We start from the raw sequence: 22,509 nt of genomic DNA on the forward strand, positions 1-22,509 counted from the left end.
CTTGCCGAACTAGACGAAGGCTAATGGACAACTCGTCCATTAACTTGTTCGGTACCCCTGGAGCCGCTGTGGTCGTTCGCCCCCTTCCGTCCCGACGTTCCTCGGTCCCGCGGCCCCTGGACCCGCCCGCGTACGACCGGCGCCGCGCCTGGCTGATCCTCGTGATGGTCGTCGTCTTCATGATGATCAATTACGCGGACAAGTCCGTGCTGGGCCTCGCCGCGGTGCCGCTCATGGACGAACTCGCCATCGACAAGAGCACCTACGGGTTGATCTCCAGCTCGTTCTACGTGCTGTTCAGCGTCTCCGGACTGGTCGTCGGGCTGCTCTCGGCCCGGTGGTCGACGCGCACCATGCTCCTGGTGATGGCGGCCCTGTGGGCGGTGGCCCAGCTGCCGGCCCTGGTGGCGACCGTCCCCGCCCTCGTCGCGGGGCGGTTGCTGCTGGGCGCCGCGGAGGGACCCGCGGCATCCATGTCCATGCACACCCTCTACGGCTGGTTCCCGCCGGGACGGCGCGGCATGCCGTCCGCCCTGCAGATCGGCGGCGCGGCCCTGGGCACCGCCGTCGCGGCCCCGGTGCTGACCTGGTTCATCGTGAACCTGGGCTGGCGTTCGGCCTTCATCGCGCTGGCGCTCACCAGTGCCGCGTGGTGCCTGGTCTGGTACGTCGTCGGCAAGGACGGTCCCCACAGCGGTGCCGCGGACGAGGCGGCCCCCGCCCACGCCGCCGCCCCCGCCCACACCCCGGCCCCCGATGCCTCCAGAAGCGGAGAACGGGACGGCGCCCGGTCCGGGGTCGAGGCGTCGACGCCGCCGCTGTCCCGCCTGCTGCGCAGCGGGACCGTCGTGGGCAGCGTCCTCAGCGCCTTCGGGTCCCACTGGGCGCTGGCGATCTCCAGTGCCTGGCTGCCGGTCTACCTGCAGACCCAGCTCGACCTGACCGCGTCGACCGCGTCGGTGGCCCTCAGTGCGGTCTCGGTGCTCAGCCTGCTCCTGTTGCTGACCGTCCCGGCGCTGGTCGACCGGCGCAAGCGGCGCGGCCGGGCCGGCCGTGCCGCCGACGGGCTCGCCCAGGGGGCGGCGGTCCTGGTGTCCGGCGCCGCGCTCGCCCTGCTGCCCCTCGCCGAGCAGCGCGCGGCACAACTGGTGCTGGTGGCCGTGGCGTTCGCCGCTCACGCGGTGGCGATCCCCCTGCACTACGTGACCGCGGCGGCCGTCGTGCCCGCGGCCCGGCGCGGCGCCGTCTTCGGAGTGGTGGCGGCGACCGGCACACTGCCGGGCATGTTCGTGCCGTACCTCACCGGCCACTTGGTCGACGGCGCGGCCTCCGAGGCGACCGGCTACTCGATCGCCTTCCTGCTGTCCGCCGCCGTGATGGCCGTGTGCGGCGCGGTGGCGATGCTCGTCATCCGTCCGGAGCGTGACGCCCGCGCCCTCGGCGGCGAGGGCTGAGGGGCCGGGGACGGCGGGGCCGCCGTCACTCGGGCCGGTCGAGGGGAGTCTACGTACTCTTGACAGGCGATGTTCTACCGAACAGGCTGTCTGAAAACATTCAACAAGTCCATGTTCTCGTAAGGCGTCACGACCGGCCCCGTACCCCCCCCACACCACCACCCGAGGAACCACCCATGCCCGGCACCACCCCCGCCCACCCCACCGAAGACGACCAGGACTTCGCCGACGCCGACCGCGGCTTCGTCGCCCGCCTCCGGCCCGGCGTGGTGCGCGACGCCGAGGGCCGCACCGTCTGGGACGCCGACGCCTACGCGTTCCTGGACGAGGACTGCCCGCCCACCGCGCACCCGTCCCTGTGGCGGCAGAGCCGCCTCACCGCCAAGCAGGGCCTGTACGAGGTGGTGCCGGGCGTCCACCAGGTCCGCGGCCTCGACCTGTCCAACATCACCTTCGTCGAGGGCGACCGCGGCGTCCTGGTCATCGACCCGCTGATCAGCGCCGAGGTCGCCGCCGCCGCGCTCGCCCTCTATCGGGAGCACCGCGGCGACCGCCCCGTCACCGGGGTCCTCTACACCCACTCGCACGTCGACCACTTCGGCGGCGTCCACGGCGTGGCCGACCCCGCGGATGCCGCCGCCGGACGGCTCCCGGTCATCGCGCCCGCCGGCTTCCTCGAACACGCCGCCGGCGAGAACGTCATCACCGGCCCCGCCATGGCACGCCGCTCCGTGTACATGTACGGCGCCGCCCTGTCCAAGGGGCCCGGGGGACAGATCGGCTGCGGCCTCGGCCAGACCACGTCCCTGGGCAGCGTCGGCCTCATCGCACCCAACCTCGACGTCCGCACCACCGGCCAGAGCGAGACCGTCGACGGCATCCGCATGGTCTTCCAGCTCACCCCGGGCACCGAGGCCCCGGCGGAGATGAACATCCACTTCCCCGACCTGCGGCTGCTGTGCGTCGCGGAGAACGCCTGCCACACCCTGCACAACGTCCTCACCCTGCGCGGCGCCCTGGTCCGCGACCCCAGCGCCTGGGCCCGCTACCTCACCGAGACCCTCCGCCTGTTCGCCGACACCACCGACGTGGTCTTCGCCTCCCACCACTGGCCGACCTGGGGCCAGGACCGCGCCGTGCGCTTCCTGGAGGAACAACGCGACGCCTACGCCTACCTCCACGACCAGTGCGTACGCCTCATCAACGCCGGGCACACCGGGGAGGAGATCGCCGAGGAGCTGCGCTTCCCGCCCGCGCTGGAGCAACGCACCCACATCGGCGGCCACTACGGCTCCCTCAGCCACAACGCCAAGGCCGTCTACCAGCGTTACATGGGCTGGTTCGACGGCAACCCCGCACACCTGTGGCAGCATCCGCCCCGCGAAGCCGCCGTCCGCTACACCGAGTTCATGGGCGGCGCCGACGCGGTGGTCGCCAAGGCGCGCGTCTGCTACGACCGCGGAGACCTGCGCTGGGTCGCCGAGGTGCTGAACCACGTCCTGTTCGCGGACCCCGGACACACCGAGGCCCGAGCCCTGCAGGCCGACACCTTCGAACGGCTCGGCCACGGCTCCGAGTGCGGGCCCTGGCGCAACTTCTACCTCACCGGCGCCGCCGAACTGCGCGGCGGAGTCCTCGGCGCCCCGGGCCGCGGCGGGTCCGGCATGGTCGCCGCGCTGACGGTGGAGCAGATCTTCCAGTCCATGGCCGTACGGATCAACGGCCCGCGGGCCGCCGCGGCCGGACGCCTCCTGCTGCGCTGGGAGATCACCGACGGCACGCCGGACACCGCCGCCGACGTCTGGACGCTGCTGCTGTCCAACGGCGCGCTCACCCCGATGCCCGGCGACGCCCCGCGCGGCGAGCAGCCGCACCTGACCCTGCGCCTGGCCCGCACCACGCTCGACGCCGTCGTCGGCCGGGCGACCACGTTCCCCGACGCCGTCGCGGCCGGCCGGATCGTCCCGGACGGCGACCTCACGGCGCTCACCACCCTGGGCGGCCTCATGGAACGCCCCGACCCCCGGTTCCCGATCGTCACTCCATGATCCACGGGCATCACGTAGACTCCCGGCCATGGGCGTCTCCTGAACCGACCGCACGGTCCGCAGCCATCTGCCCCGCACATGCCGGGCGTCGATCCCCCGCGCCCGCGCGCTCACTCAGGAGACAGTCACCCATGTCCGTTCGCTCCGCCTCACCCGCCCTGGACGACCGCATCGCCCGCCTGCGGGAGCTCGCCGAGTCGGAACCCCGCCTCGAAGGCGTCCTCCTCTACGGCTCCTGGACGGTCGGCGAGGCCGACGCCCACTCCGACATCGAGGCGTACCTGTACGTCGAGGACGACCACCTCGACGACTTCGACGCCCGGGCGTTCCTCGAACGACTCGCCCCGCTCGAGCTGGCGTACACCAACATGTACGGCATCCTCGCCGTCGTCTTCGACGACCTGATGCGCGGCGAGTTCCACATCACGCCGGCCGGCGACGGCATCGAGGAGGTCCCGACCTGGGAGGGCATGGTCCATCTGCCCCGTCCCGAGGCCGCGGTCCTCCTGGACCGCACGGGCCGCCTCACCCGGGCCGCCCGCCGCCTGGCCGGGTTCCGCCCGCCGGAGCCGGTCGCCACCGGCCAGCAGCTCTGCGACGAACTGGCCAACTGGACGCTGATGCTGGCCCACGTCCTGGCCCGCGGCGAAGTCGCCCGCGCCCACAACCTGTTGCAGGCGGTCGTCGCGCCGCTGCAGCTCAAGCTGTGCCGTCTCCTGCGCGGCTCCACCGCCCACTGGCTGACCCCCAGCCGGGCCCTGGAGAACGACCTGCCCGCCGCCGACGTCGACCGCTACACCACCACCACGGCCGCGGCCCGGACGGGGGAGCTGCGCACGGCGGCGCGCGACAGCTGGCAGTGGAGCCGGGAACTGAGTGCCGAGGCCGCCGACCGCTGGGCCGTCCGGGTGCCGGAAAAGCTGCACGAGCGGATCGCGGACCTGCTCGCGGGGCACCGTACGGGCTGACGCACGACGGGCTCGGTCACGAGGGGCGGACGGCGAGGAGCGCGATGTCGTCGGCGCTGTCCGCCCCCAGACCGATCATCAGCTCGTCGCAGAACGTGTCGATGGGCTCGCAGGCCAGGTCGGCGGCGTGCCGTCGCAGCCGGTCCAGGGCCTCGTCCAGCGGTTCGTCCCGGCGTTCGACGAGTCCGTCCGTGTACAGCAGGAGCGTCGAGCGGGACGGCAGCGGGTGGCGGTCCGTGCGGCGGGGCATGTCCGGGTCCATGCCGAGGAGCAGGCCCGCCCCCTCGTCCAGGTAACGGGTCTCGCCCTCGGCCGTGGTCAGCAGCGGCGGCAGGTGACCGGCGGACGAGTGCCGGAACTCCCAGGCACCGGGCGCGCGTTCCTTGAGCAGCCCGTAGACGCAGGTGGCGGTGGCCTCCTGGTGCAGGCTGTGGTTCGCCAGGTCCAGGCGGCGCAGGACCTCCGCGGGAGGCTCCTCGCGGTCCACCGCGATGCCGCGGAGCATGCTGCGCAACTGGCTCATGGCGATGGCCGCGTCGAGGTTGTGTCCCGTGACGTCTCCGATGACCAGCGCGGTGCCCCCGCCGGGGACGACGAAACTGTCGTACCAGTCCCCGCCGACCTGCGCGGTGGTCGACGAGGCGGCGTAGCGGGCGGTCAGCTCCAGCCCCTCGACCCGCGGCAGCACCGGCAGCAGTGAGCGCTGCAGCCGCTCGGCGATGGAGCGGGTGTCCTGGTACAGACGGGCGTTGTCCACCCCGAGCGCGAGGCTGTGCACCAGGTCGTCGACGAGGGGCAGGTCCTCCTCGGTGAACGGCCGTCGGCCGGGCGCACGGGCGAGGGTCAGGGCACCGAAGATCTTGCGCCGGGCCCGCAGCGGAGCTACCACGGCGCTGCCCGCCCCCAGCCCGTGGAAGAGTGCGCGGTAGTCGCGGTCCAGCGCGCTGTCGGCCTGGCCGGGCGGCGGCGCGTCGGTGAGCAGCAGCGGACCCGCGCCGCGCAGCACCCGGGCGAGCGGGCCGCGCGACTCCTCGGAGACGGCCGGGAGCATGCCCTCGTACGCGGCGGGGCGCAGCCCGCGTGGGTCGCGGTGGACCACACAGGCCCGGTCCACCTGGGCGTGCTCGGTGAACAGGTCCATCACGCACCAGTCGGCCAGCCGGCGCGTCAGCAGCCGCCCGGCACGTTGCAGGCCCTCGTCCAGGTCCAGGGCGTCACTGAACCGGGACCCCAGCTCGGCCAGGAGGGAGAGCCGGTCCAGTGCCGACATGGCGGTGCCTTCGTCGCCCTCCGCTCCCGGGCTTGAGCCCGGCCGGGCCGTCGCGGGAACGTCCCCGCCGGCCGAGCGGGCCGCGTCGCGGGCGCTGCCGACCGTCCTCGGCCCGTCGAGGGGCGTGGCCGCCCGCGGCGCGAGCTGGGCGACGAAGACGGTGCGGCCGTCGGCCGTCTCCTGCGTCTGGATGAACAGCCGCACCGGAACCAACCCGCCGTCACGGTGGCGTGCCGGAAGCGGCACGGAGCGGCCCACGATGCGGGTGCGGCCCGTCAGCAGCATGGAGCTGAACGCCGCCGTGTGCCGATGGCGCAGATGCTCGGGGATGAGCGTGGTGAGACGGCGTCCGACCAGGTCGTCCGGTACCCAGCCCAGCAGATCCGCCGCCGGTGCGTTCGCCGCGATGATCCGGTTGCCGTCGTCGGCCGCGATGGTCGGGACTCGGCTGGTCCGCACCTGGCCGGGGTCCCACGGGACCAGTTCGGCGGAACTGACCTCCGGAACGCGGGGCATCACGGTCCACGCGGTGGGCCCGCCCCCGTCCAACTGGTCGGCGATCTGGTCGAAGAACCAGTCCTGGAACGCCCGGCAACGCGGCAGGGCGGGCAGCGTGAGCAGCCGCTCCTCACGCGCCGCCTCCTCGGCCAGCGCCAGGGTCCGGCGCAGCGCCCGGACCCCGGGCGCAGCGTCGGCCGGTAGCGGGAGGAGCAGGGAGCGCAGGCCGGAATCGGGAAGCGGCTCCCGGGGCGCGGCCGTCACACAGGCGCTGATCACGTTGTTGACGTCGTGGGCGGCGGCGAGGTCCTCGGGCGGCACACCCGTGGGACCACCCCCGGACGCCAGCAGGGTGAGTTCCCGCAGGACGGCGTGCCGGTGCTGCCGGCAGGTCGACTCCAGGGCGCTCGGCACGTCGACGAGCGTCACCGTCCGTTCGGCGGGGCACGGCGCCACCGCGGTCTCCCACCCGGACGACGGCGGGGGCGGACCGTCCGGCCACAGTTCGAACCACACCGTCTTGCCCTCGTCGCCGACGCCGACCCCGAAGCGGGACGCCAACTGCTCCACCAGCGCCAGCCCCTGACCCGTGCCGGCGTACGGCGGGCAGTTCTGCGGCACCAGTGAGCGGCCCGGCCGCCGGTCGGCGACGCGCACCCGCACCCGGCCGTCGAGGCGGGACACGGTCACCTCGGCCTCGGTGCGCGCGTGCAGCACCGCGTTGGTGACCAGCTCGCTGACCAGGAGCTGAGCCGTGTCCACCAGGTCGGAGGCGACGTCGTCCAACGCGGTGCGCACGAATCTGCGGGCCGACGCCACACTCACCGGCCCGTCGGGGAAACGTCGTGACACCGTCGCCGGATCGAGGGAACCCATGTCCTCAGTGTGTGCCCGGCGCGGGCCGCCGCGCAGCACGCCGTCCCGACGGGCCGCGACCTCGGGCGGCCGCCGTCCGCCGGTCGGGTGAGGACGGTGAGCGGGCCGCCGTGGGCGGGCCGCGCGGGAGCCGTGATCACGGGGCCGGCGCGGTGCTGGTAGCGTCGCGTGGTCGCGGTGGGGCGGAGCGAGGGAGGTGTCGGTGCGTGGCAGAGCGGCAGGAGCGTGAGTGGGTGGCGATGACACCCGGCGACTTCGACCGGGAGGCGCCGCTGGTCCTCAACGTGGGCACCGGGCCGGCAGCCGTGCCCGCCGAGCCGGACGAGTACGGCACCGCACCCCTGTTCGGCGAGACGGCGCCCCCGCGCAGCACCCCGCGCCGCAGGCGGGGGGCACGGCGCGCACCCGCCCAGGAACGGCTGTTCTGACCTGCGCACCGCAGGCGAGGGGCCCGGCACCCTCACCGTCCGGGTGCGCGGAAATGCTCGGAACGGCTTTGTATCGAGCACGTATTGACATGTAACGGCAGAGGCCGCAGAGTCATGCCCCGAAAGCGTTCGACGGACCGGCGGACCGGCGGACCGGCGCTGCGACGCCGCGGCGGTCCGCCCGGGCTCCACCGTGCTGTTCTGCCCGCTCGTCCGTGCTCGACAACGCCCGACAGTGCCCCACCGTGATGCCGACCGCCCACGAGGAGTGTTGCCGTCATGTCCGAAACGCCCGCTGTCTCACGCCGACTGCTCCTGGGCTCGGCCGTCGCCACCGGTGCGCTCGCCGCCGGGATGGCCGCCTCGGCCCCGTCCGCGGCGGCCGCCACCGAACCGGCACCCCGCCGCAGGCCCGGTCAGAAGTCGATGATCGGCGTGCCGTTCGACGTCCACAGAACCGTCCGTGTCGGTGTCATCGGCCTCGGCAACCGGGGCGGCGGCATGATCACGGGCTGGGCCGCCGTGCCCGGCTGTACCGTGACCGCCGTCTGCGACATCCGCGCCGACCGCGCGAAACGCGCCGCCGACCGACTGGAGAGCAAGGGCAACCCGCGCCCCGCCGAGTACGGTGGCTCGGCCGACTCCTACGCCCGGATGCTCCGGCGGGACGACATCGACCTGGTGTACATCGCCACCCCGTGGGAGTTCCACTACGAGCACGGCAGGGCGGCGCTGCTCAGCGGCAAGCACGCCCTGGTGGAACTGCCCGTCGCGACCGAACTGCGCCAGCTGTGGGACCTCGTCGACACCTCCGAGCGCACCCGCAGGCACCTGTGGCTGTCCGAGAACTGCAACTACGGCCGCAACGAACTGGCCATGCTCAGGGCGGCGCACGACGGCCTGTTCGGAGACATCACCAACGGCCACGGCGGTTACCTCCACGACCTGCGCGAGCTCCTCTTCTCCGACACCTACTACACCGACTCCTGGCGGCGGCTCTGGCACACCCGCAGCACCGCGTCCTTCTACCCCATGCACGGGCTCGCCCCGATCGCGGCGGCCATGGACGTCAACCGCGGCGACCGCATGACCACCCTGCGCGCCACCGCCACCGCGCCGAAGGGCCTGGCCGACTACCGCGCACGCTTCGTCCCCAGGGACCACCCCTCCTGGAAAGAGACGTACATCAACGGTGACCTGATCACCTGCATGATCGAAACGGAGAAGGGCCGGACGATCCGCGCGGAGCACGACGTGAGCTCGCCCCGCCCGTACAGCCGGATCAACACCCTCGCCGGCAGCCGCGGCATCGTCGAGGACTACGCGGGACCCGCACCGACCGGCGCCCGGATCTACGTCGAACCCGATCACAGCGGCCACACCTGGCGCGACTTCGAGAGCTACCGCAAGGAGTACGACCACTGGCTGTGGCAGAAGGTCGGCGACGACGCAGCGAACAACGGCGGCCACGGGGGCATGGACTACGTCCTGCAGTGGCGCACCGTCCAGCTGATGCGCGCCGGGCTGGTGCCGGACATCGACGTCTACGACTCGGCGGCCTGGTGCGCCTCCGTCCCGCTGAGCGCCGCGTCGCTCGCCAGGGGCGGACGCCCCGTCGAGATCCCCGACTTCACCCGGGGCGCCTGGCGTGAGCGCAGGCCCGGCCTCGACTCGACCCCCACCGACATGCCGCCCGTCGGCTGAACCCGGGCCGCTCCCGCCACGGCACACGCCCGCAGCCGTGGCGGGAGGACGGGGCGCGCCGTCCCGACGCGGCGTCAGCGGTCGCGCAGCCGGCCCAGGCCTTCCAGCGTCCGGGAGGCGGTGCGGGCCAGTCCCGGCCGGTGGCGCACGAAACGACGGGCGGCCCGCACCGGTTCCCGCCCGAGCCGGTACAGGGCGCCGCCCGGCCCCGGGCCGACCACGGCACCCTCGTACACCCGCAGGTCACGCGTCTTGAACGACTCCTTGTAGCGCGCCGGCCCGCTCCCGAGGTCGACCGTCTCGATCCCGTCGGCGGCCGCCGCCTCCAGCATCCGCAACAGCAGCAGAAGCCCGGGGGAGTACTTGCCGTACGCGCGGTCGTACGCCGGGAACCACCACGACAGCACCGTCGGCGAGCGCAGCCCGAAGTGCGCCGCCACGGGCCGGTCGCCGGCGTAGAGCACGGACAGCACCCCGCGGCACTCGGGGTCCTCGCTCCGGGCGAGCGATTCCACCAGCCGGGCGATCCAGTCCTGCGCGAACCGGTCCCGCCGGCCCGTCCGCCGGTACTGGGCGGACTTCCACCGCACGAGCATCCGCAACGCGCCGGGATCCGGTACGTCGTACACGAAGCGCACCTCGCCGACCTGACGGGCGAGCCGCCGCTCCTTGGCGAGCGTCTGCTTGACGAAGCTCGGCGAGCGTACGCGCAGTCCCTCCACGTACTGCTCGAATCCCGCACCGAGGTCGACGACCGGGGAGCCCGGCTCCTCGGCCGCGTGCGGTAAGAACAGGTCCTGGCCGGCCTCGAGATTGTCGAACTCCCAGGAGGCCAGGCCGCACGCCCGCAGCAGCACACGGGCGTCGACGCGGATTCCCCCGGCCAGCACGGCGCCCTGACTGTCCGACACTCCCAACCCGATGGCGCGGCCCCGCCCGGCCAGGCCCCGCTCGTGCGGGAAGTACCCGACCGGAAACCCGTCCTCCCGCAGCACCGCGACCCTGGCCTGCGGCCGGACCAGCCCGACGGCCGCGGTGAACGCCGGGTCCATGAACGGGTTCGCCGGTGCCCCGGAGCCGGCCCTGATCTCCCGCCAGGTCTTGTGGTCGTCCGCGCCGAGCTCTCCCGGCCCGACCACGAGAATGCGCTTTCTGGTCATGTGTCTGCCTCCTGCGTCGTCGGAATCACGAGCACACGAAGGCCTGCTGACACCGCGTCCCGGCACGGGCAGTACCCGGGCCGCGTGGCGCAGGCCTCGGTCGGTACCGCCGCTGCTCAGCAGCGAAACGTCTGCAGTGCGGGCGTGCCCCGGGCGGTCTCCTGCGCCTGCGGCCCGGTGGCCGGCCCCTCGGCGTGCAGGTTCCCGCCGCGCCCCTCGGCGCGGCTCCGCGCGCGGGCGCGGTCGGTGACGGCCTCGTCGGAACCGGCCGTTCCCGCGGTCCTCGGCGACCGGGCGGAGACCTCGCGGCCCGACGGCCCCTCGTCCTGCCGGCACGGCTCCGAGGCCGTCCCGTCCATGGTCGCCGCCGTGACCGGACCGGCCATGGACGGCGCGGGCGCCGGGAACTGCGCCGGCCGCGGCACGAGGACGTGCAGCAGCGCCCAGGTCAGCACCACTGCCGCCGCTGCCCATCGACGCCGCACTGTCGGACTCCTGACCTGCGTCCCGGCCGGGGGTGACATACGTGCCGACACCGGACGAGACCCCCCGAATGCGCCCAGTCGTCCCTCCAGTAGGCCGAGCGCTATCCGCCCAGTCAAGTGCGCGTGCCCCGAACCCGTACGCCCGGCTCGGACCGGGGACGTCGTGCTCCGTTGCCCTTTCGCACCGGCCCGTCTACGGCGGGTGGACGCGCACCGAGCCGCGCTACTGCGCCAGGGCTTCCTTCGGTCCCATGACGACGACCGGCTTCTTGCCCGGGTCCAGGGAGGTCAGCAGCGCGCGCATGTGCTCCTCGCTCAGGGACACGCAGGCGTTGGTCGGCCCGCCGTGGTCCACGTGGAGCCAGACCCCGCCGCCCTTCTCCTCGCCCTGGGGCCGGGTGTTGTCCAGGGGAGTGATGCCGGTCACGCGGTTGTAGTCGATGGCGATCACGTAGTCGAACGAACCCTCCAGCGGCTCGCCGAGATGCCCGGTGCCCGTCACATGGAACTCCGGGTCCTGGTCGTAGGGCAGCAGGGTGCCGGGGTCGGGCAGCCGGCCACCGGCGTCACTGAGACCGAACACGCCGATGGGGGTGTGCAGATCACCCGCCACGTGTTCGTCGGACCAGCCGCGCAGGCCGTTGTGGGCCGGCCAGGGCCCGGCCACGGCGCGCCAGCCCCGTGCCGGGTACTGCTCGTACAGCACCGCCTGCGCCCGGGAGGAGTCCTCCGTCGGGCCCGTGACCATCAGGGCCTGTCGGGATTCGGCGGGGACACGGGCGCGCATGACCGGCCCCAGCCCGGGCAGGGGGCGCAGGAACGCGCGCGGGGGAGCGGGGCGGGGGGACGCCGGTGGCGACGCGGGGCTGCCGGAGGCCTGGGCAGGCCCGGAGGAGGCGTCCGGCTGCTGCGGGGCGCAGCCGGTTCCCAGCACGCCGCTGCACATGCCGGCGCCGATCACCAGGGCCAGCGCCTTCCTGACGGTCATAACGACCTCCGACTCCGTGTGTGGACTACTCCTTGCTTGAACAGATACAGAACCGGCGGTGTCACCGCCTCGTCGTCTCGCCCGTATGGCGCAGGAAGTACCAGCCCCGGACCGGCCCCCGCCGCAACATCGTTCCCGCTCACTGCCCTTACTCACTGGTGGGGCTCGGACATGCCGTGTAGCGTCAGCAGCAGATGTCGTGGTTCGCCCAGACCGCCCGCGCCGAAGTGCGGGCGGTTTGCTGTGCAATGCCGGAGGACCAGGACGACCACCTCCGGGTTCGCGCGGTGCGGATCCGATAACGGCTGAAAGGCAAAAGGCATGGCCAGCGGAACCGTCAAGTGGTTCAACTCCGAAAAGGGCTTCGGCTTCATCGCGCAGGACGGCGGCGGCCCCGACGTCTTCGCGCACTACTCCAACATCAACGCCACCGGCTACCGCGAGCTGCAGGAAGGCCAGGCCGTCACCTTCGACATCACCCAGGGCCAGAAGGGCCCGCAGGCGGAGAACATCACCCCCGCCTGACCGGGAGACAGCCGTAGACGGCACGGTGCCCGGGAACCGCGAGCGGTTCCCGGGCACCGTGCGTCACGGCTTGCGGGCGAGGCCGCCGTGTTCGCCGATGGGCTCAGGGGCGGGCGAGGCGGCGTCCGGACGCCAGAGGGAGACCGGGACGACCCCGGGCTCCACGAGCTCCAGACCGTCGAAGAACGCCGTGATCTGATCGACCGTGCGCAGGACGTACGGCGCGGCGCCGCTCTCGTTGTAGGCGTCCTGGGCCTGTTCGAAGTCGGGATCGATGCCCCGGGAACCGTCGTTGACGGAGAGGTAGCTGCCGGACGGCAGCGCCTCCATCAACCGGCTGACGACCGAACGTGCCCGGTCGTAGTCGGCGACGTGGCCGAGGATGTTGCTGAGGATGAGGGCTACGGGCCGGTCGAAGTCCAGCGTCCTGGCGGCGGCGGCCAGGACACGGTCCGGGTCGAGCGCGTCCGAGTCGATGTAGGCGGTCGCTCCCTCGGGGGTGGAGTAGAGCAGGGCACGGGCGTGGGCGAGGACCATCGGGTCGTTGTCGACGTAGACGATCCGTGCCTCGGGGGCGATGCGCTGGGCGACCTCATGGGTGTTGTCGGCGGTCGGCAGTCCCGTCCCGATGTCGAGGAACTGCCGGACACCCGCCTCGGCGACCAGGTACGTGATGTTGCGGCGCAGGAAGGCGCGGCTGCTGCGGGCGATGGTGACGATGCCGGGGAAGACGGCGGTGTAGGCGTCGCCGGCCGCCTCGTCGACCGGGTAGTTGTCCTTGCCGCCCAGCCAGTAGTTCCAGATCCGGGCCGAGTGCGGCACCGAGGTGTCGATCTTCTGGTGCGCCGAAGGGTCGGGGGTCGTCACGGGGTCGCTCATCAGTTCGGTCCGTCTTTCAGCCGAGGCGGGGATTGGTCACCCCAACCTACGTCGCAACACCCTTCACCCGTACACCGGTTCGCCTTTTCGCGGCCGTCTCGGCTCAAAGGCGCGGAGCTCCGGTCACCGACATCACCAGTGAGTACAGGGAGGTGGTGGCGGTGATGAAGAGACGGTTGTTCTTCGGGCCGCCGAACGCGATGTTGGACACGCGCTCCGGTACCCGCAGCCGGCCGATGAGCGTGCCGTCGGGGTCGTAGCAGTGGACCCCGTCGTCCAGCGCGGCGGCCCACAGACGGCCCTCGTCGTCGAAGCGGATGTTGTCGAAGCGGACGTCACCCCGGGCCTCGGCGAAGACCTTCCCGTCGGACAGCGTGGCGTCCTCGCCGACGTCGAACACATGGATCCGGGCGGCCCGCGAGTCGGAGACGTACAGGCGCTTCTCGTCGGGGGAGAGGATGACGCCGTTCGGCCCGTCGAAGCCGTCGGCGGCGAGGTGCACGGTCCCCGACACCGGGTCGACCCGGTAGACGTTGCACGCGCCGATCTCGGAATCGGCGCGATGGCCCTCGTAGTCGCTGGTGATGCCGAAGTCCGGGTCGGAGAACCAGAGCGTGCCGTCGGAGCGTACGACGGAGTCGTTCGGGCTGTTGAGCCGCTTGCCGGCGTACCGCTCGGCGAGGACGGTCACGGTCCCGTCGGGCTCGGTGCGCGTGACGCGGCGGTTGCCCTGCTCACAGGTGACCAGACGGCCCTGCCGGTCGAGGGTGTTGCCGTTGCTGTGGCCGGCCGGGGTGCGGAAGACACCGACCGCGCCGGTGGCCTCGTCCCACCGCAGGATGCGGTCGTTGGGGATGTCGCTCCAGAGCAGCTGGCGCCAGGCGGGGAGGTACACCGGGCCCTCGGCCCAGCGACAGCCGTCGTGCAGGACCTCCAGCCTGCTGTCACCGTTCGCACAGCGGCCGGTGCGGAAGCGGTCGTCCAGGATCTCGTACAGGCCGTCGGTGGGCATGGGCATTCCTCTCAGCGGGCGTGACCAGGATGAGGGTCGACGTAGCCCGCGTTGTACCACACGAGCGCGTGCGCAAGCGGCGCGAACAGGGGGGACTCCACGGCGTGGAGAGGCGTCCGGGCCGTGGGCCGTCCGGCCCGTCGGCGCGGGACGACCGGGGCGAGGCCCACGCGCCCGGCCGGCCGCTCACAGGATCGCGATGCCCAGCGGCCGTTCGCCCACCGGCAGGCGCGTCACCCGGCCCGTGCCGGTGTCGACGATGCTCAGACCGTTCCAGTAGCCGTCGCGGGTGAAGCCGCCCGAGACGTAGACGGTGCGGCCGTCGGTCGAGGGGACGACGGTCTCGTGCGGGCCGTCCAGGGCGATGACCCGTTCGTCGCCGTCGGGCGCGCGGACGGTCAGGGACGGGCCGTCGTCCTCGGACGGATCGATCGGGCCGGTGCCCACCACGTAGAGCGTGCCGTCGGCACCGGCCGCCACGCCGTGCTGATGGGTGTTGGCGGTCATGCCCTCGATCCGGACGCTCCCGGTACGGGGGTCGACCACGGCCAGCCGCTCGCCCTCGAAGGGCAGCAGCAGGGCCCCGTCGGACGGACGTACGGCGGTGTAGTGCGGCTTGAGCCAGGAACCGAGGCCGCCCTCGGTGCCGTACGGGGCGACCTCGATGCGGCGCGTCGTCCAGCCGTCGGTGTCGACGACGGTCACGTCGAAGGAGTCGTGGTTGGTGGTGTAGACGTGCCGTCCGTCGCGCGAGACGTCGACGTCGAAGGGCCGGCGGCCGACCGGCAGGACCTCCGTCACCTCCCGTCGCCCGGTGTCGACGACCTCCAGCGTGCCGCGGCCGCCGGGGACGTTGACGCCGACGTAGAGGCGGCTGCCGTCCGGGGACAGGGCGATGCCCATGCCGCCGCCCCGGTACTCGCCGGTCGACCCGGGGCCCGTGTCGGTGCGGTAGGGGATCAGGGCGGTGCGCTCGCGGGTGCGGGTGTCCACGGTGGCGACCCCCTCCGCGGTCGCCACCCAGGCCGTGCCGTCGTCGCCGAGGGCGATCCCGTACGGGGCCGTCCCGACCCGCACCGACCCCAGGTCGGCCGCCGCGCCCCGGCGGGCGGGGTCGACGAAGGTGACGGTGTCTGCGCCGAAGTCCGTGACCAGGAGGGTGCCTCCGGGCGTGCGGGCCGTGTCGGTGTCGGTGCCGGCACTGGCACGGGCGTCCGGCGTTCGGGTGGCGGCGGGCGGGGCGGACGCCGGTGGCGGCACGGCACCGGCGGCGTCGTCGCTCGACGTGCATCCGGTCAGCGTCGCGGTGACGGCGGCCAGCGCGGCGAGGGGGCCTGCGAGGCTGCGCCGGTTCACCGCCGCCCGCCCTTCCCGTGGACGCCGGCGCTGCGCGACTCGGCCCGCCGCAGCGTGTCCGCCATCGCCCGAAAGCCCCTGCGCTCGGCATGCGCCCGGGCGCTGACGCCGTCACCGTCCGGCAGCAGGGGGTCGGCGCCCGCCGCGAGCAGGGCCTCCACCACCTCCTGGTGCGGGCGGCCGGCGTCCCCGAGGACGACCGCTTCGAGGAGTGCCGTCCAGCCGAGCCGGTTGACGTGGTCGACGTCGGTCTCCGTCTCGGCGAGCACGGCCCGTACGTAGGCCACGTGTCCGCGTTCGCTCGCCGGGATCAACGAGACGCCGCCGAAGCGGTTGGTCAGCGTCACGTCCGGACCGCCGGGCAGCAGGGCCCGCATCATCGCCACGCTGCCCGTGACCCCGGTGACCAGCCACGCACTGTCCTCGCGCGCGTCCTGCGCGTTGACGTCCGCCCCGGCCGCGACCAGCACCTCGGCGACCGCGACCCGGTCGGCGAGGGCGGCCAGCAGCAACGGGGTGCGGTCCTGCTCGTCGCGCGTCTCCAGGTCGGCGCCGGCCCGCAGCGCGGCCCGGACGGCGTCGGTGTCACCGCGACGGACCGCGGCCACCAGGGCCAGGTCGTCGGGGGTGGGGGAGGGGGCGGTCATGGCGCAACAACTCCGCGGTGTCGAGGGGCGAGTACCTCCAGCATCGACCCACGGCGCCCGCGCGCCCGTCGGCGCACCGGCTCCTCCCGTCCCACGGATCGGATGACGTACCTGTCGTCCGATCGGCTGACCCGCCGCCGCGCTCCCGCCCTCTCCGCCGAGGCGACCCCGGTCAGCCGGTGTCAGCCGACCGCGAAGGGCAGCCGCCCGGCCAACTCGCCCAGGGCGGCCTTCTCCGCCTCCGTCGGCGCACGCCGTCCGGTGCCGGTCAGCAGGGCGTCGCTGTCGGTGAACGACCGGGGGAACTCCGCCCCGACGATCCTCTCCAGCAGCTTGCGCGACGCGGCGAGCCCTTCGGCGGGCGGTTGCGCCGCGTCCGGGAGGTGGGCGATCAGGTCGAGGTGGTGCAGCGTCCACTCCAGGACGTACGCGCCGAGGTAGTCGCCCGCGGTGAGCACCTGGTCCCGGGTGCCGACCCGGGCCGCGGGATCCGCGAGCCCGGCGGCGCGACCGGCGGCGGAACCGACGTCGTCGAGGTGGAACTTGAGCAGCCACGGCTCCTCGTACGCGGCGGCCAGGCGGACGGTCAGCGCGTCGAGCGGGTCGTCGCCCGTCGGGGCCTCGACGACGTCCCAGTAGGTCACCGCGTCCCGGGTCGGCTCCGTGTCGGCGGGGGTGGCGAGGGTGATCAGGACGTCCTGGGCATCGATGACCAGGTGGCACACCAGGTCCCGTACGAGCCAGCCGGTGCAGCCGGAGGGCCGGGCGAAGTCGTCGTCGGAGAGCCCGGCGACCGCGGTGCGCAGCGCGGCCCAGGAGCTGGAGAAGAGATCCACGACCGGAAGCCAACAGCACCGGCCGCCCGGCTGCCACCGCTTTCACCCCGCCGCTCACCCCTCCGCCGTCGCGACCTCCTCCGGCGGATCGACCAGTTGCTCGCGCACGTAGTTCCAGACCACCGCGATCAGCGCGGCGACCGGCACGGCGAGCAGGCTCCCCACGATTCCGGCCAGGCTGCCGCCCAGCGTCACCGCCAGCAGGATCACCGCCGCGTGCAGCCCGAGCCCCCGACTCTGGATGATGGGCTGGAACACGTTGCCCTCCAGCTGCTGCACCACGACGATGATCGCCAGCACGATCAGCGCGTCCGTCAGGCCGTTCGACACCAGGGCGATGAGGACCGCGACGAAGCCCGCGAACAGGGCGCCCACGATGGGCACGAACGCGGACACGAACGTCAGCACCGCCAGGGGCAGGACCAGCGGAACGCCGAGGATCCACAGTCCGAGACCGATGAAGACGGCGTCGAGCAGACCCACGAGCGCCTGCGAGCGGACGAAGGAGCCCAGCGTTTCCCAGCTGCGCAGGGCGACGGCCGGGACGTCGGTGGCGAGCCGGCCGGGCAGCTGGCGGGTGAGCCACGGCAGGAACCGCGGCCCGTCCTTGAGGAAGAAGAACATCAGGAAGACGCCCAGGACAGCGGTGATCAGGCCGTTGACCACGGTGCCCACCCCCGTGGCCACCGCGGTGACCATGCTGCCGACGCTGTCCTGGACACGCGCCACCGCGGAGTCGACCGCACCGCTGATCTGGTCGTCGCCGATGTTCAGCGGCGGTCCCGCGGCCCACTCGCGCAGCCGCTCGATGCCCTCGACCACCCCGTCGGACAGCTCGTCGGTCTGGGAGGACATCGGCACCGCGATCAGTGCCACGATGCCCAGGACGGCCAGGAGGAACGCCACGGTCACCACCGCCGCGGCCAGTGCGGGACGCCACCCGTGTCGCCGCAGGAAGCGGGCCGGGGGCCAGGTCAGCGTGGTCAGGAGCAGGCCGACTATCAGCGGCCACACGACCGACCACATACGGCCGAGGACCCACAGGGCCACCGCGAGCATCACAAGTATCAGCAGCAACTCGGCGGAGGCACGCGCGCCGGCCCGCAGCGCGGCGCGGGTCCTGGCGGAACTCAATCTGGCAGACATGGGGATCACCCTATGGGGACGCCTGCCGGCGACGAACTTCCCCCCGTGTCGGTCCAGTTCGCCGATTTCCCCGACGCGCGGCGGGGTCAGTCCTCGGAGATCTTGACCCAGTCGAGCGTGCGCTCCACCGCCATCTTCCACCCGGCGTACCCCTGCGCGCGCCGGTCCTCGGACCACTGGGGCTGCCAGCGCCTGGACTCGTGCCAGTGCGTGCGCAGTTCATCGGTGTCCTGCCAGAACCCGGTGGCCAGCCCCGCCGCGTAGGCCGCGCCGAGGGCGGTGGTCTCCGCGACGACGGGACGGCTGACGGGAACACCGAGGACGTCGGCCTGGATCTGCATGCAGAGGTCGTTGGCGGTCACTCCGCCGTCGACCTTGAGGACGTCGAGGTGGACCCCGGAGTCCTGTTCCATGGCCTCGACGACGTCGCGGCTCTGGTAGCAGATGGCTTCCAGCGTCGCCCGGGCCAGATGCGCGTTGTCGTTGTACCGGGCCAGGCCGACGATGGCTCCCCGGGCGTCGGAACGCCAGTAGGGCGCGAACAGGCCCGAGAACGCGGGGACGAAGTACATGCCGCCGTTGTCGTCGACCGTGCGGGCGAGGTCCTCGCTCTCGGCCGCGGACTTGATGATCTTCATCTGGTCGCGCAGCCACTGCACGGCGGACCCCGTCACCGCGATGGAGCCCTCCAGTGCGTAGACCACCGGACTGTCGCCGAACTGGTAGGCCACGGTGGTGAGGAGACCGTGCCGGGAGCGGACCAGCTCCGAGCCGGTGTTCAGCACCAGGAAGTTGCCGGTGCCGTAGGTGTTCTTGGCCTCGCCGGGCGCGAAGCAGACCTGGCCGACGGTGGCCGCCTGCTGGTCGCCGAGCACCCCGCCGATGGGAACGGCGGCGCGCAGCGGGCGGGAGGTCCGCGTCTCGCCGTACGCCGTCCGGTGCGAGGAGGGGTTGATGGTGGGCAGCATGGCCCGGGGGATGCCGAAGAAGCCGAGCAGTTCGTCGTCCCAGTCGAGCGTCTCCAGGTCCATCAGCATGGTGCGGCTCGCGTTGGTCACGTCGGTGGCGTGGATGCCACCGTCCGGGCCGCCGGTCAGGTTCCACAGGACCCAGGCGTCCGTGTTGCCGAAGACGGCATGACCGGCCTCCGCCGCTTCGCGGACGCCGTCGACGTTCTCCAGGATCCACTGGATCTTGCCGGCGGAGAAGTAGGTCGCCGGCGGCAGCCCGGCCTTGCGGCGGATGACGTCGCCCCGGCCGGAACGTTCGAGGTTCGCCGCGATGGTGTCGGTGCGCGTGTCCTGCCACACGATGGCGTTGTAGTAGGGGCGGCCGTTGCGGGGGTCCCAGACCACCGTGGTCTCGCGCTGGTTGGTGATGCCGATGGCCGCCAGGTCGGTCCCGCTCAGACCGCTGAAGCGCAGGGCGTTCTGCATCACCGAGTTGGTGCGTTCCCAGATCTCCACCGGGTCGTGTTCCACCCACCCGGAACGGGGCAGCACCTGTTCGTGCTCCAACTGGTGCTTCGCCACCTCGTTGCCGTCGTGGTCGAAGATCATGAATCGGGTGCTGGTGGTGCCTTGGTCCACCGCGCCGATGAAGTCCGCCATGGTACGTACGCCGCCTCTCCGGCCGGTGTCAGTCCTCGGGTGCGGGGACGCGCCCCGCCTCCGGCCCCGGCGCAGGCAGGAACCGGCTGACGAAAAGCTTGTACAGACCCGCGCCGAGCACGCCACCGATCAGCGGGCCGACGATCGGCACCCAGAAGTAGAGGTTCCCGTACTGGTCTCGCCAGGCCCCGCCGTATCCGGTGAGGAAGCTGGCCAGCCGGGGGCCGAAGTCGCGGGCCGGGTTGATGGCGTAACCCGCGTTGGTGCCGAAGGCCATGCCGATGGCGACCACCACCAGGCCGATGACGAAGGGGGCCAGGTTCGCGCCGGGCGGCGTGTTCAGCATGTCCGTGATGGCCATGATCAGCAGCAGCAGGATGGCGGTGCCGATGACCTGGTCGCGAAAGGCGCCCCACTCGTAAACCGGGAGGGCGGTGTTGCCGTTCGCAGGGAGCGTGGAGAACACGAACTGCGTCTTGATGGTGTGGCCCGGGTCGGCCTTCGCCAGCGCCTCGGTGTAGTTCCAGCGGACCACCAGAGCGGCCACGAAGGCACCGGCCGTCTGGGCCAGCGCGTAGGGCACCACCTTGCGCCACGGGAACCCCTTGAACGTGGCGAGGGCCAGAGTCACCGCGGGGTTGAGATGGGCTCCGCTCAGCCGCGCGGCCACATAGACGCCCAGGGTGACGCCGAGGCCCCAGGCCCAGGAGATGCTGTCGTGGTCGCCGAGACCGCCCGGGGGATCCGTGAGCGCGCCGCCCGCGACCACCTGGGCCACCACGCCGCAGCCGAAGAGGATGAGGATCATCGTGCCGGCGAATTCGGCCGACAGTTCACCGATCAGACCAGACCTTTTGAGCCGCTCAGCCATGGAAGCTCACCTTCCGCCGGCTGAACCGGCCGTTGACGTGTCCGAGCCTCTCCTTCGACAGATTAAGGCGGTAGGGGCAAACGCGCACATAACGGGCATGCGTGCTGACGACGGGCCAGGTGTCGTCAGGCGGCGTCCAGAGCCGGGGCGATGACGGCGAAGGCCCGCTCGGCGAGTTCGACCGGGTCCTCGGCACTGTCGCTGTCGCTCCAGCGGCGCAGCACGGTGTTGAAGGCGCTCAGCGCCATCCCGGCGGCGAGCTGCGGGTACAGATCGGAGTCGGGGGCGAGCCCCGGGCGGCGCCTCAGCTCCGCGGCCAGGTCCTCGTGCCACCGCCCCTGACGCTCCAGGAAGCGCGCGTGCAGGGAGGGAGTGCGCAGAATCAGCTGCACCACCCGCAGTGCTCTGTCGGAGTGACCGGCGCAGTCGGCGAGGGGAACCGAAACGGCGTTCTTCAGCGCCACCGACGGCGGCTCCCCGCCGGGGCGGGCCGCCAGCTCGGCGCACATGTCGGCGCCCATGTCGGTCAGGAACTGGACGACCACGTCCTCCTTGGACGCGAAGTACCGGAAGAACGTCCTCTTGGACACCCCGGCGCTGGTCGCGATCTCGTCGATCGTGACCGCGTCGAACCCCTTCCGTGCCAGCAACTGCAGGGCTGCCTCGGTCAGTTCGTCCGAGACGAGTTGGCGTTTGCGCTGGGCCAGGCTGATTTCGGGACGCGTACTCACCAGCTCATGGTAACTCCATGCCTCCCATGACACCAAGGGTCGCCTTGACACTGGGTGACATCAGCGTCATGGTGTGCCGCATGACCCGACAGCAGCGTTGGACCGCCGAGCAGATTCCGGACCAGACCAAGCGGGTGTTCCTCGTGACGGGAGCCAACAGCGGCCTCGGCCTGGCGACCACCCGTGCCATCGTCCGCCGGGGCGGACACGTGATCCTCGCGGTGCGCGACGTGGAGAAGGGCCGACGGGCGGTCGCGGACATCACCGCCGGTCGACCGGGTGCCGACCTCAAGGTGCGCCGGCTCGATCTGGCCGATCTCGATTCGGTACGGACCTTCGCCGAGCAGGTGCACGCCGACCATCCACGGCTCGACGTGCTCGTCAACAACGCCGGCGTGATGGCGCCGCCCCGACGGCTCAGCGCCCAGGGCCACGAACTGCAGTTCGCCGGCAACCACCTCGGCCACTTCGCGCTCACCGGACTGCTGCTCGACCTGCTGGCGGACGGAAACGACCCCCGTGTGGTCACGGTGACCTCCACCAACCACCGCCAGGGGCGCCTGTTCCTCGACGACCTCACCGGCGAGCGCAGCTACTCGCCCATGGGCTTCTACAACCAGTCGAAGTTCGCGAACGCCGTCTTCGGGCGGGAACTCCACCGGCGGCTGACCGGGGCCGGCAGCCCCGTGCGCAGCCTGCTCGCACACCCCGGCTACACGGCCACCCGTCTGCAGACGAGTGCGCCGGTGGGCCTGGTGAAGCTGGTCTTCGGTCGCCTGCTCATTCCGCTCGCCCAGTCCCCGGACCGGGGCGCGCTGCCGCAGTTGTACGCGGCGACCGACCCGAGTGCGCAGAGCGGCGAGTTCATCGGGCCGAACGGCCCGGCCGAACTGCGCGGGGCACCGACCCGGGTGCGGTTGTCCCCCGCGGCGGCCGACGCCGAGACCGGCCGGCGTCTGTGGGAGGTGTCGCAGCGCCTGACCGAAGTGCGCTACCTGTCGTCGGACTGACCCGGGA

Annotated in this window: 20 protein-coding genes; 7 read left to right on the forward strand and 13 right to left on the reverse strand. The window is 72.5% G+C overall.

Annotation, left to right across the window (positions count from 1 at the left end):
* The first annotated feature begins 68 nt into the window (after positions 1 to 68).
* The 3 genes from ACIGO6_RS08200 to ACIGO6_RS08210 all read left to right on the forward strand — a co-directional run bounded on the left by ACIGO6_RS08200 (position 69) and on the right by ACIGO6_RS08210 (position 4,470).
* Positions 69 to 1,454, forward strand: a complete 1,386-nt coding sequence (locus ACIGO6_RS08200) for an MFS transporter (protein WP_399872952.1) — start codon at positions 69 to 71, stop codon at positions 1,452 to 1,454.
* Positions 1,455 to 1,630: 176 nt separating this feature from the next.
* A complete protein-coding gene (locus ACIGO6_RS08205; protein ID WP_399872954.1) occupies positions 1,631 to 3,502 on the forward strand; it encodes an alkyl/aryl-sulfatase in 1,872 nt (623 codons plus the stop codon).
* A 131-nt stretch (positions 3,503 to 3,633) separates the two neighbouring features.
* Positions 3,634 to 4,470 carry a nucleotidyltransferase domain-containing protein gene (locus tag ACIGO6_RS08210; protein ID WP_399872957.1) on the forward strand — a complete coding sequence of 279 codons (837 nt, stop codon included), beginning with the start codon at positions 3,634 to 3,636 and terminating at the stop codon, positions 4,468 to 4,470.
* Positions 4,471 to 4,486: 16 nt separating this feature from the next.
* On the opposite strand, the gene ACIGO6_RS08215 is transcribed toward ACIGO6_RS08210, so the two are convergent.
* On the reverse strand, positions 4,487 to 7,114 hold the full coding sequence (locus ACIGO6_RS08215; RefSeq protein WP_399872960.1) for a SpoIIE family protein phosphatase: 2,628 nt from the start codon (positions 7,112 to 7,114) through the stop codon (positions 4,487 to 4,489).
* A 206-nt stretch (positions 7,115 to 7,320) separates the two neighbouring features.
* On the opposite strand from ACIGO6_RS08215, the gene ACIGO6_RS08220 reads away from it, so the two are divergent.
* Positions 7,321 to 7,542, forward strand: coding sequence for a hypothetical protein (locus ACIGO6_RS08220; RefSeq protein ID WP_399872961.1), 222 nt, complete (start codon positions 7,321 to 7,323; stop codon positions 7,540 to 7,542).
* 279 nt (positions 7,543 to 7,821) lie between these two features.
* On the forward strand, positions 7,822 to 9,246 hold the full coding sequence (locus tag ACIGO6_RS08225) for a Gfo/Idh/MocA family protein (protein WP_399872964.1): 1,425 nt from the start codon (positions 7,822 to 7,824) through the stop codon (positions 9,244 to 9,246).
* Positions 9,247 to 9,320: 74 nt separating this feature from the next.
* On the opposite strand, the gene ACIGO6_RS08230 is transcribed toward ACIGO6_RS08225, so the two are convergent.
* From ACIGO6_RS08230 to ACIGO6_RS08240, 3 genes are all read right to left on the reverse strand, one after another.
* Positions 9,321 to 10,406 carry a GNAT family N-acetyltransferase gene (locus tag ACIGO6_RS08230; protein ID WP_399872967.1) on the reverse strand — a complete coding sequence of 362 codons (1,086 nt, stop codon included), beginning with the start codon at positions 10,404 to 10,406 and terminating at the stop codon, positions 9,321 to 9,323.
* A gap of 116 nt (positions 10,407 to 10,522) precedes the next feature.
* Entirely contained in the window at positions 10,523 to 10,891 is a 369-nt protein-coding gene (locus ACIGO6_RS08235; protein ID WP_399872968.1) for a hypothetical protein, read from the reverse strand.
* Between the two features lie 223 nt (positions 10,892 to 11,114).
* Positions 11,115 to 11,879, reverse strand: a complete 765-nt coding sequence (locus ACIGO6_RS08240) for a L,D-transpeptidase family protein (protein ID WP_399872969.1) — start codon at positions 11,877 to 11,879, stop codon at positions 11,115 to 11,117.
* Between the two features lie 321 nt (positions 11,880 to 12,200).
* Here ACIGO6_RS08240 and ACIGO6_RS08245 point away from each other — a divergent pair, with 321 nt between their 5' ends.
* Positions 12,201 to 12,404: a cold-shock protein gene (locus tag ACIGO6_RS08245; RefSeq protein ID WP_019330262.1), complete on the forward strand. Its 204-nt coding sequence runs from the start codon at positions 12,201 to 12,203 to the stop codon at positions 12,402 to 12,404.
* Positions 12,405 to 12,467: 63 nt separating this feature from the next.
* On the opposite strand, the gene ACIGO6_RS08250 is transcribed toward ACIGO6_RS08245, so the two are convergent.
* The 9 genes from ACIGO6_RS08250 to ACIGO6_RS08290 form a co-directional block, all read right to left on the reverse strand.
* Positions 12,468 to 13,283, reverse strand: a complete 816-nt coding sequence (locus tag ACIGO6_RS08250) for an SAM-dependent methyltransferase (protein ID WP_399872971.1) — start codon at positions 13,281 to 13,283, stop codon at positions 12,468 to 12,470.
* A 103-nt stretch (positions 13,284 to 13,386) separates the two neighbouring features.
* Positions 13,387 to 14,295 carry an SMP-30/gluconolactonase/LRE family protein gene (locus ACIGO6_RS08255; protein WP_399872974.1) on the reverse strand — a complete coding sequence of 303 codons (909 nt, stop codon included), beginning with the start codon at positions 14,293 to 14,295 and terminating at the stop codon, positions 13,387 to 13,389.
* A 186-nt stretch (positions 14,296 to 14,481) separates the two neighbouring features.
* On the reverse strand, positions 14,482 to 15,651 hold the full coding sequence (locus ACIGO6_RS08260; protein ID WP_399872976.1) for a hypothetical protein: 1,170 nt from the start codon (positions 15,649 to 15,651) through the stop codon (positions 14,482 to 14,484).
* Positions 15,648 to 16,298: an ankyrin repeat domain-containing protein gene (locus ACIGO6_RS08265; RefSeq protein WP_399872979.1), complete on the reverse strand. Its 651-nt coding sequence runs from the start codon at positions 16,296 to 16,298 to the stop codon at positions 15,648 to 15,650. Before ACIGO6_RS08265 ends, ACIGO6_RS08260 begins: the two co-directional genes overlap by 4 nt.
* A gap of 182 nt (positions 16,299 to 16,480) precedes the next feature.
* Positions 16,481 to 17,134, reverse strand: a complete 654-nt coding sequence (locus ACIGO6_RS08270) for a maleylpyruvate isomerase N-terminal domain-containing protein (RefSeq protein WP_399872982.1) — start codon at positions 17,132 to 17,134, stop codon at positions 16,481 to 16,483.
* A 54-nt stretch (positions 17,135 to 17,188) separates the two neighbouring features.
* The gene (locus tag ACIGO6_RS08275; RefSeq protein ID WP_399872985.1) at positions 17,189 to 18,280 is read right to left on the reverse strand and encodes an AI-2E family transporter; all 1,092 of its coding nucleotides are present in this window, start codon (positions 18,278 to 18,280) and stop codon (positions 17,189 to 17,191) included.
* Positions 18,281 to 18,366: 86 nt separating this feature from the next.
* Positions 18,367 to 19,890: a glycerol kinase GlpK gene (gene glpK / locus ACIGO6_RS08280; protein ID WP_399872987.1), complete on the reverse strand. Its 1,524-nt coding sequence runs from the start codon at positions 19,888 to 19,890 to the stop codon at positions 18,367 to 18,369.
* A 28-nt stretch (positions 19,891 to 19,918) separates the two neighbouring features.
* Positions 19,919 to 20,761: an MIP/aquaporin family protein gene (locus ACIGO6_RS08285; protein ID WP_399872990.1), complete on the reverse strand. Its 843-nt coding sequence runs from the start codon at positions 20,759 to 20,761 to the stop codon at positions 19,919 to 19,921.
* Between the two features lie 125 nt (positions 20,762 to 20,886).
* Complete coding sequence (locus ACIGO6_RS08290) at positions 20,887 to 21,492, reverse strand: TetR family transcriptional regulator (RefSeq protein WP_399872992.1); 606 nt, start codon at positions 21,490 to 21,492, stop codon at positions 20,887 to 20,889.
* 80 nt (positions 21,493 to 21,572) lie between these two features.
* Here ACIGO6_RS08290 and ACIGO6_RS08295 point away from each other — a divergent pair, with 80 nt between their 5' ends.
* Positions 21,573 to 22,502 (forward strand): oxidoreductase, encoded by a 930-nt coding sequence (locus ACIGO6_RS08295; protein WP_399872993.1) that lies wholly within the window; start codon positions 21,573 to 21,575, stop codon positions 22,500 to 22,502.
* The last annotated feature ends 7 nt before the right edge of the window (positions 22,503 to 22,509 follow it).

The sequence above is a fragment of the Streptomyces sp. NPDC053750 genome (assembly GCF_044544295.1).
In the GTDB taxonomy this organism is placed as follows: Bacteria; Actinomycetota; Actinomycetes; order Streptomycetales; family Streptomycetaceae; genus Streptomyces.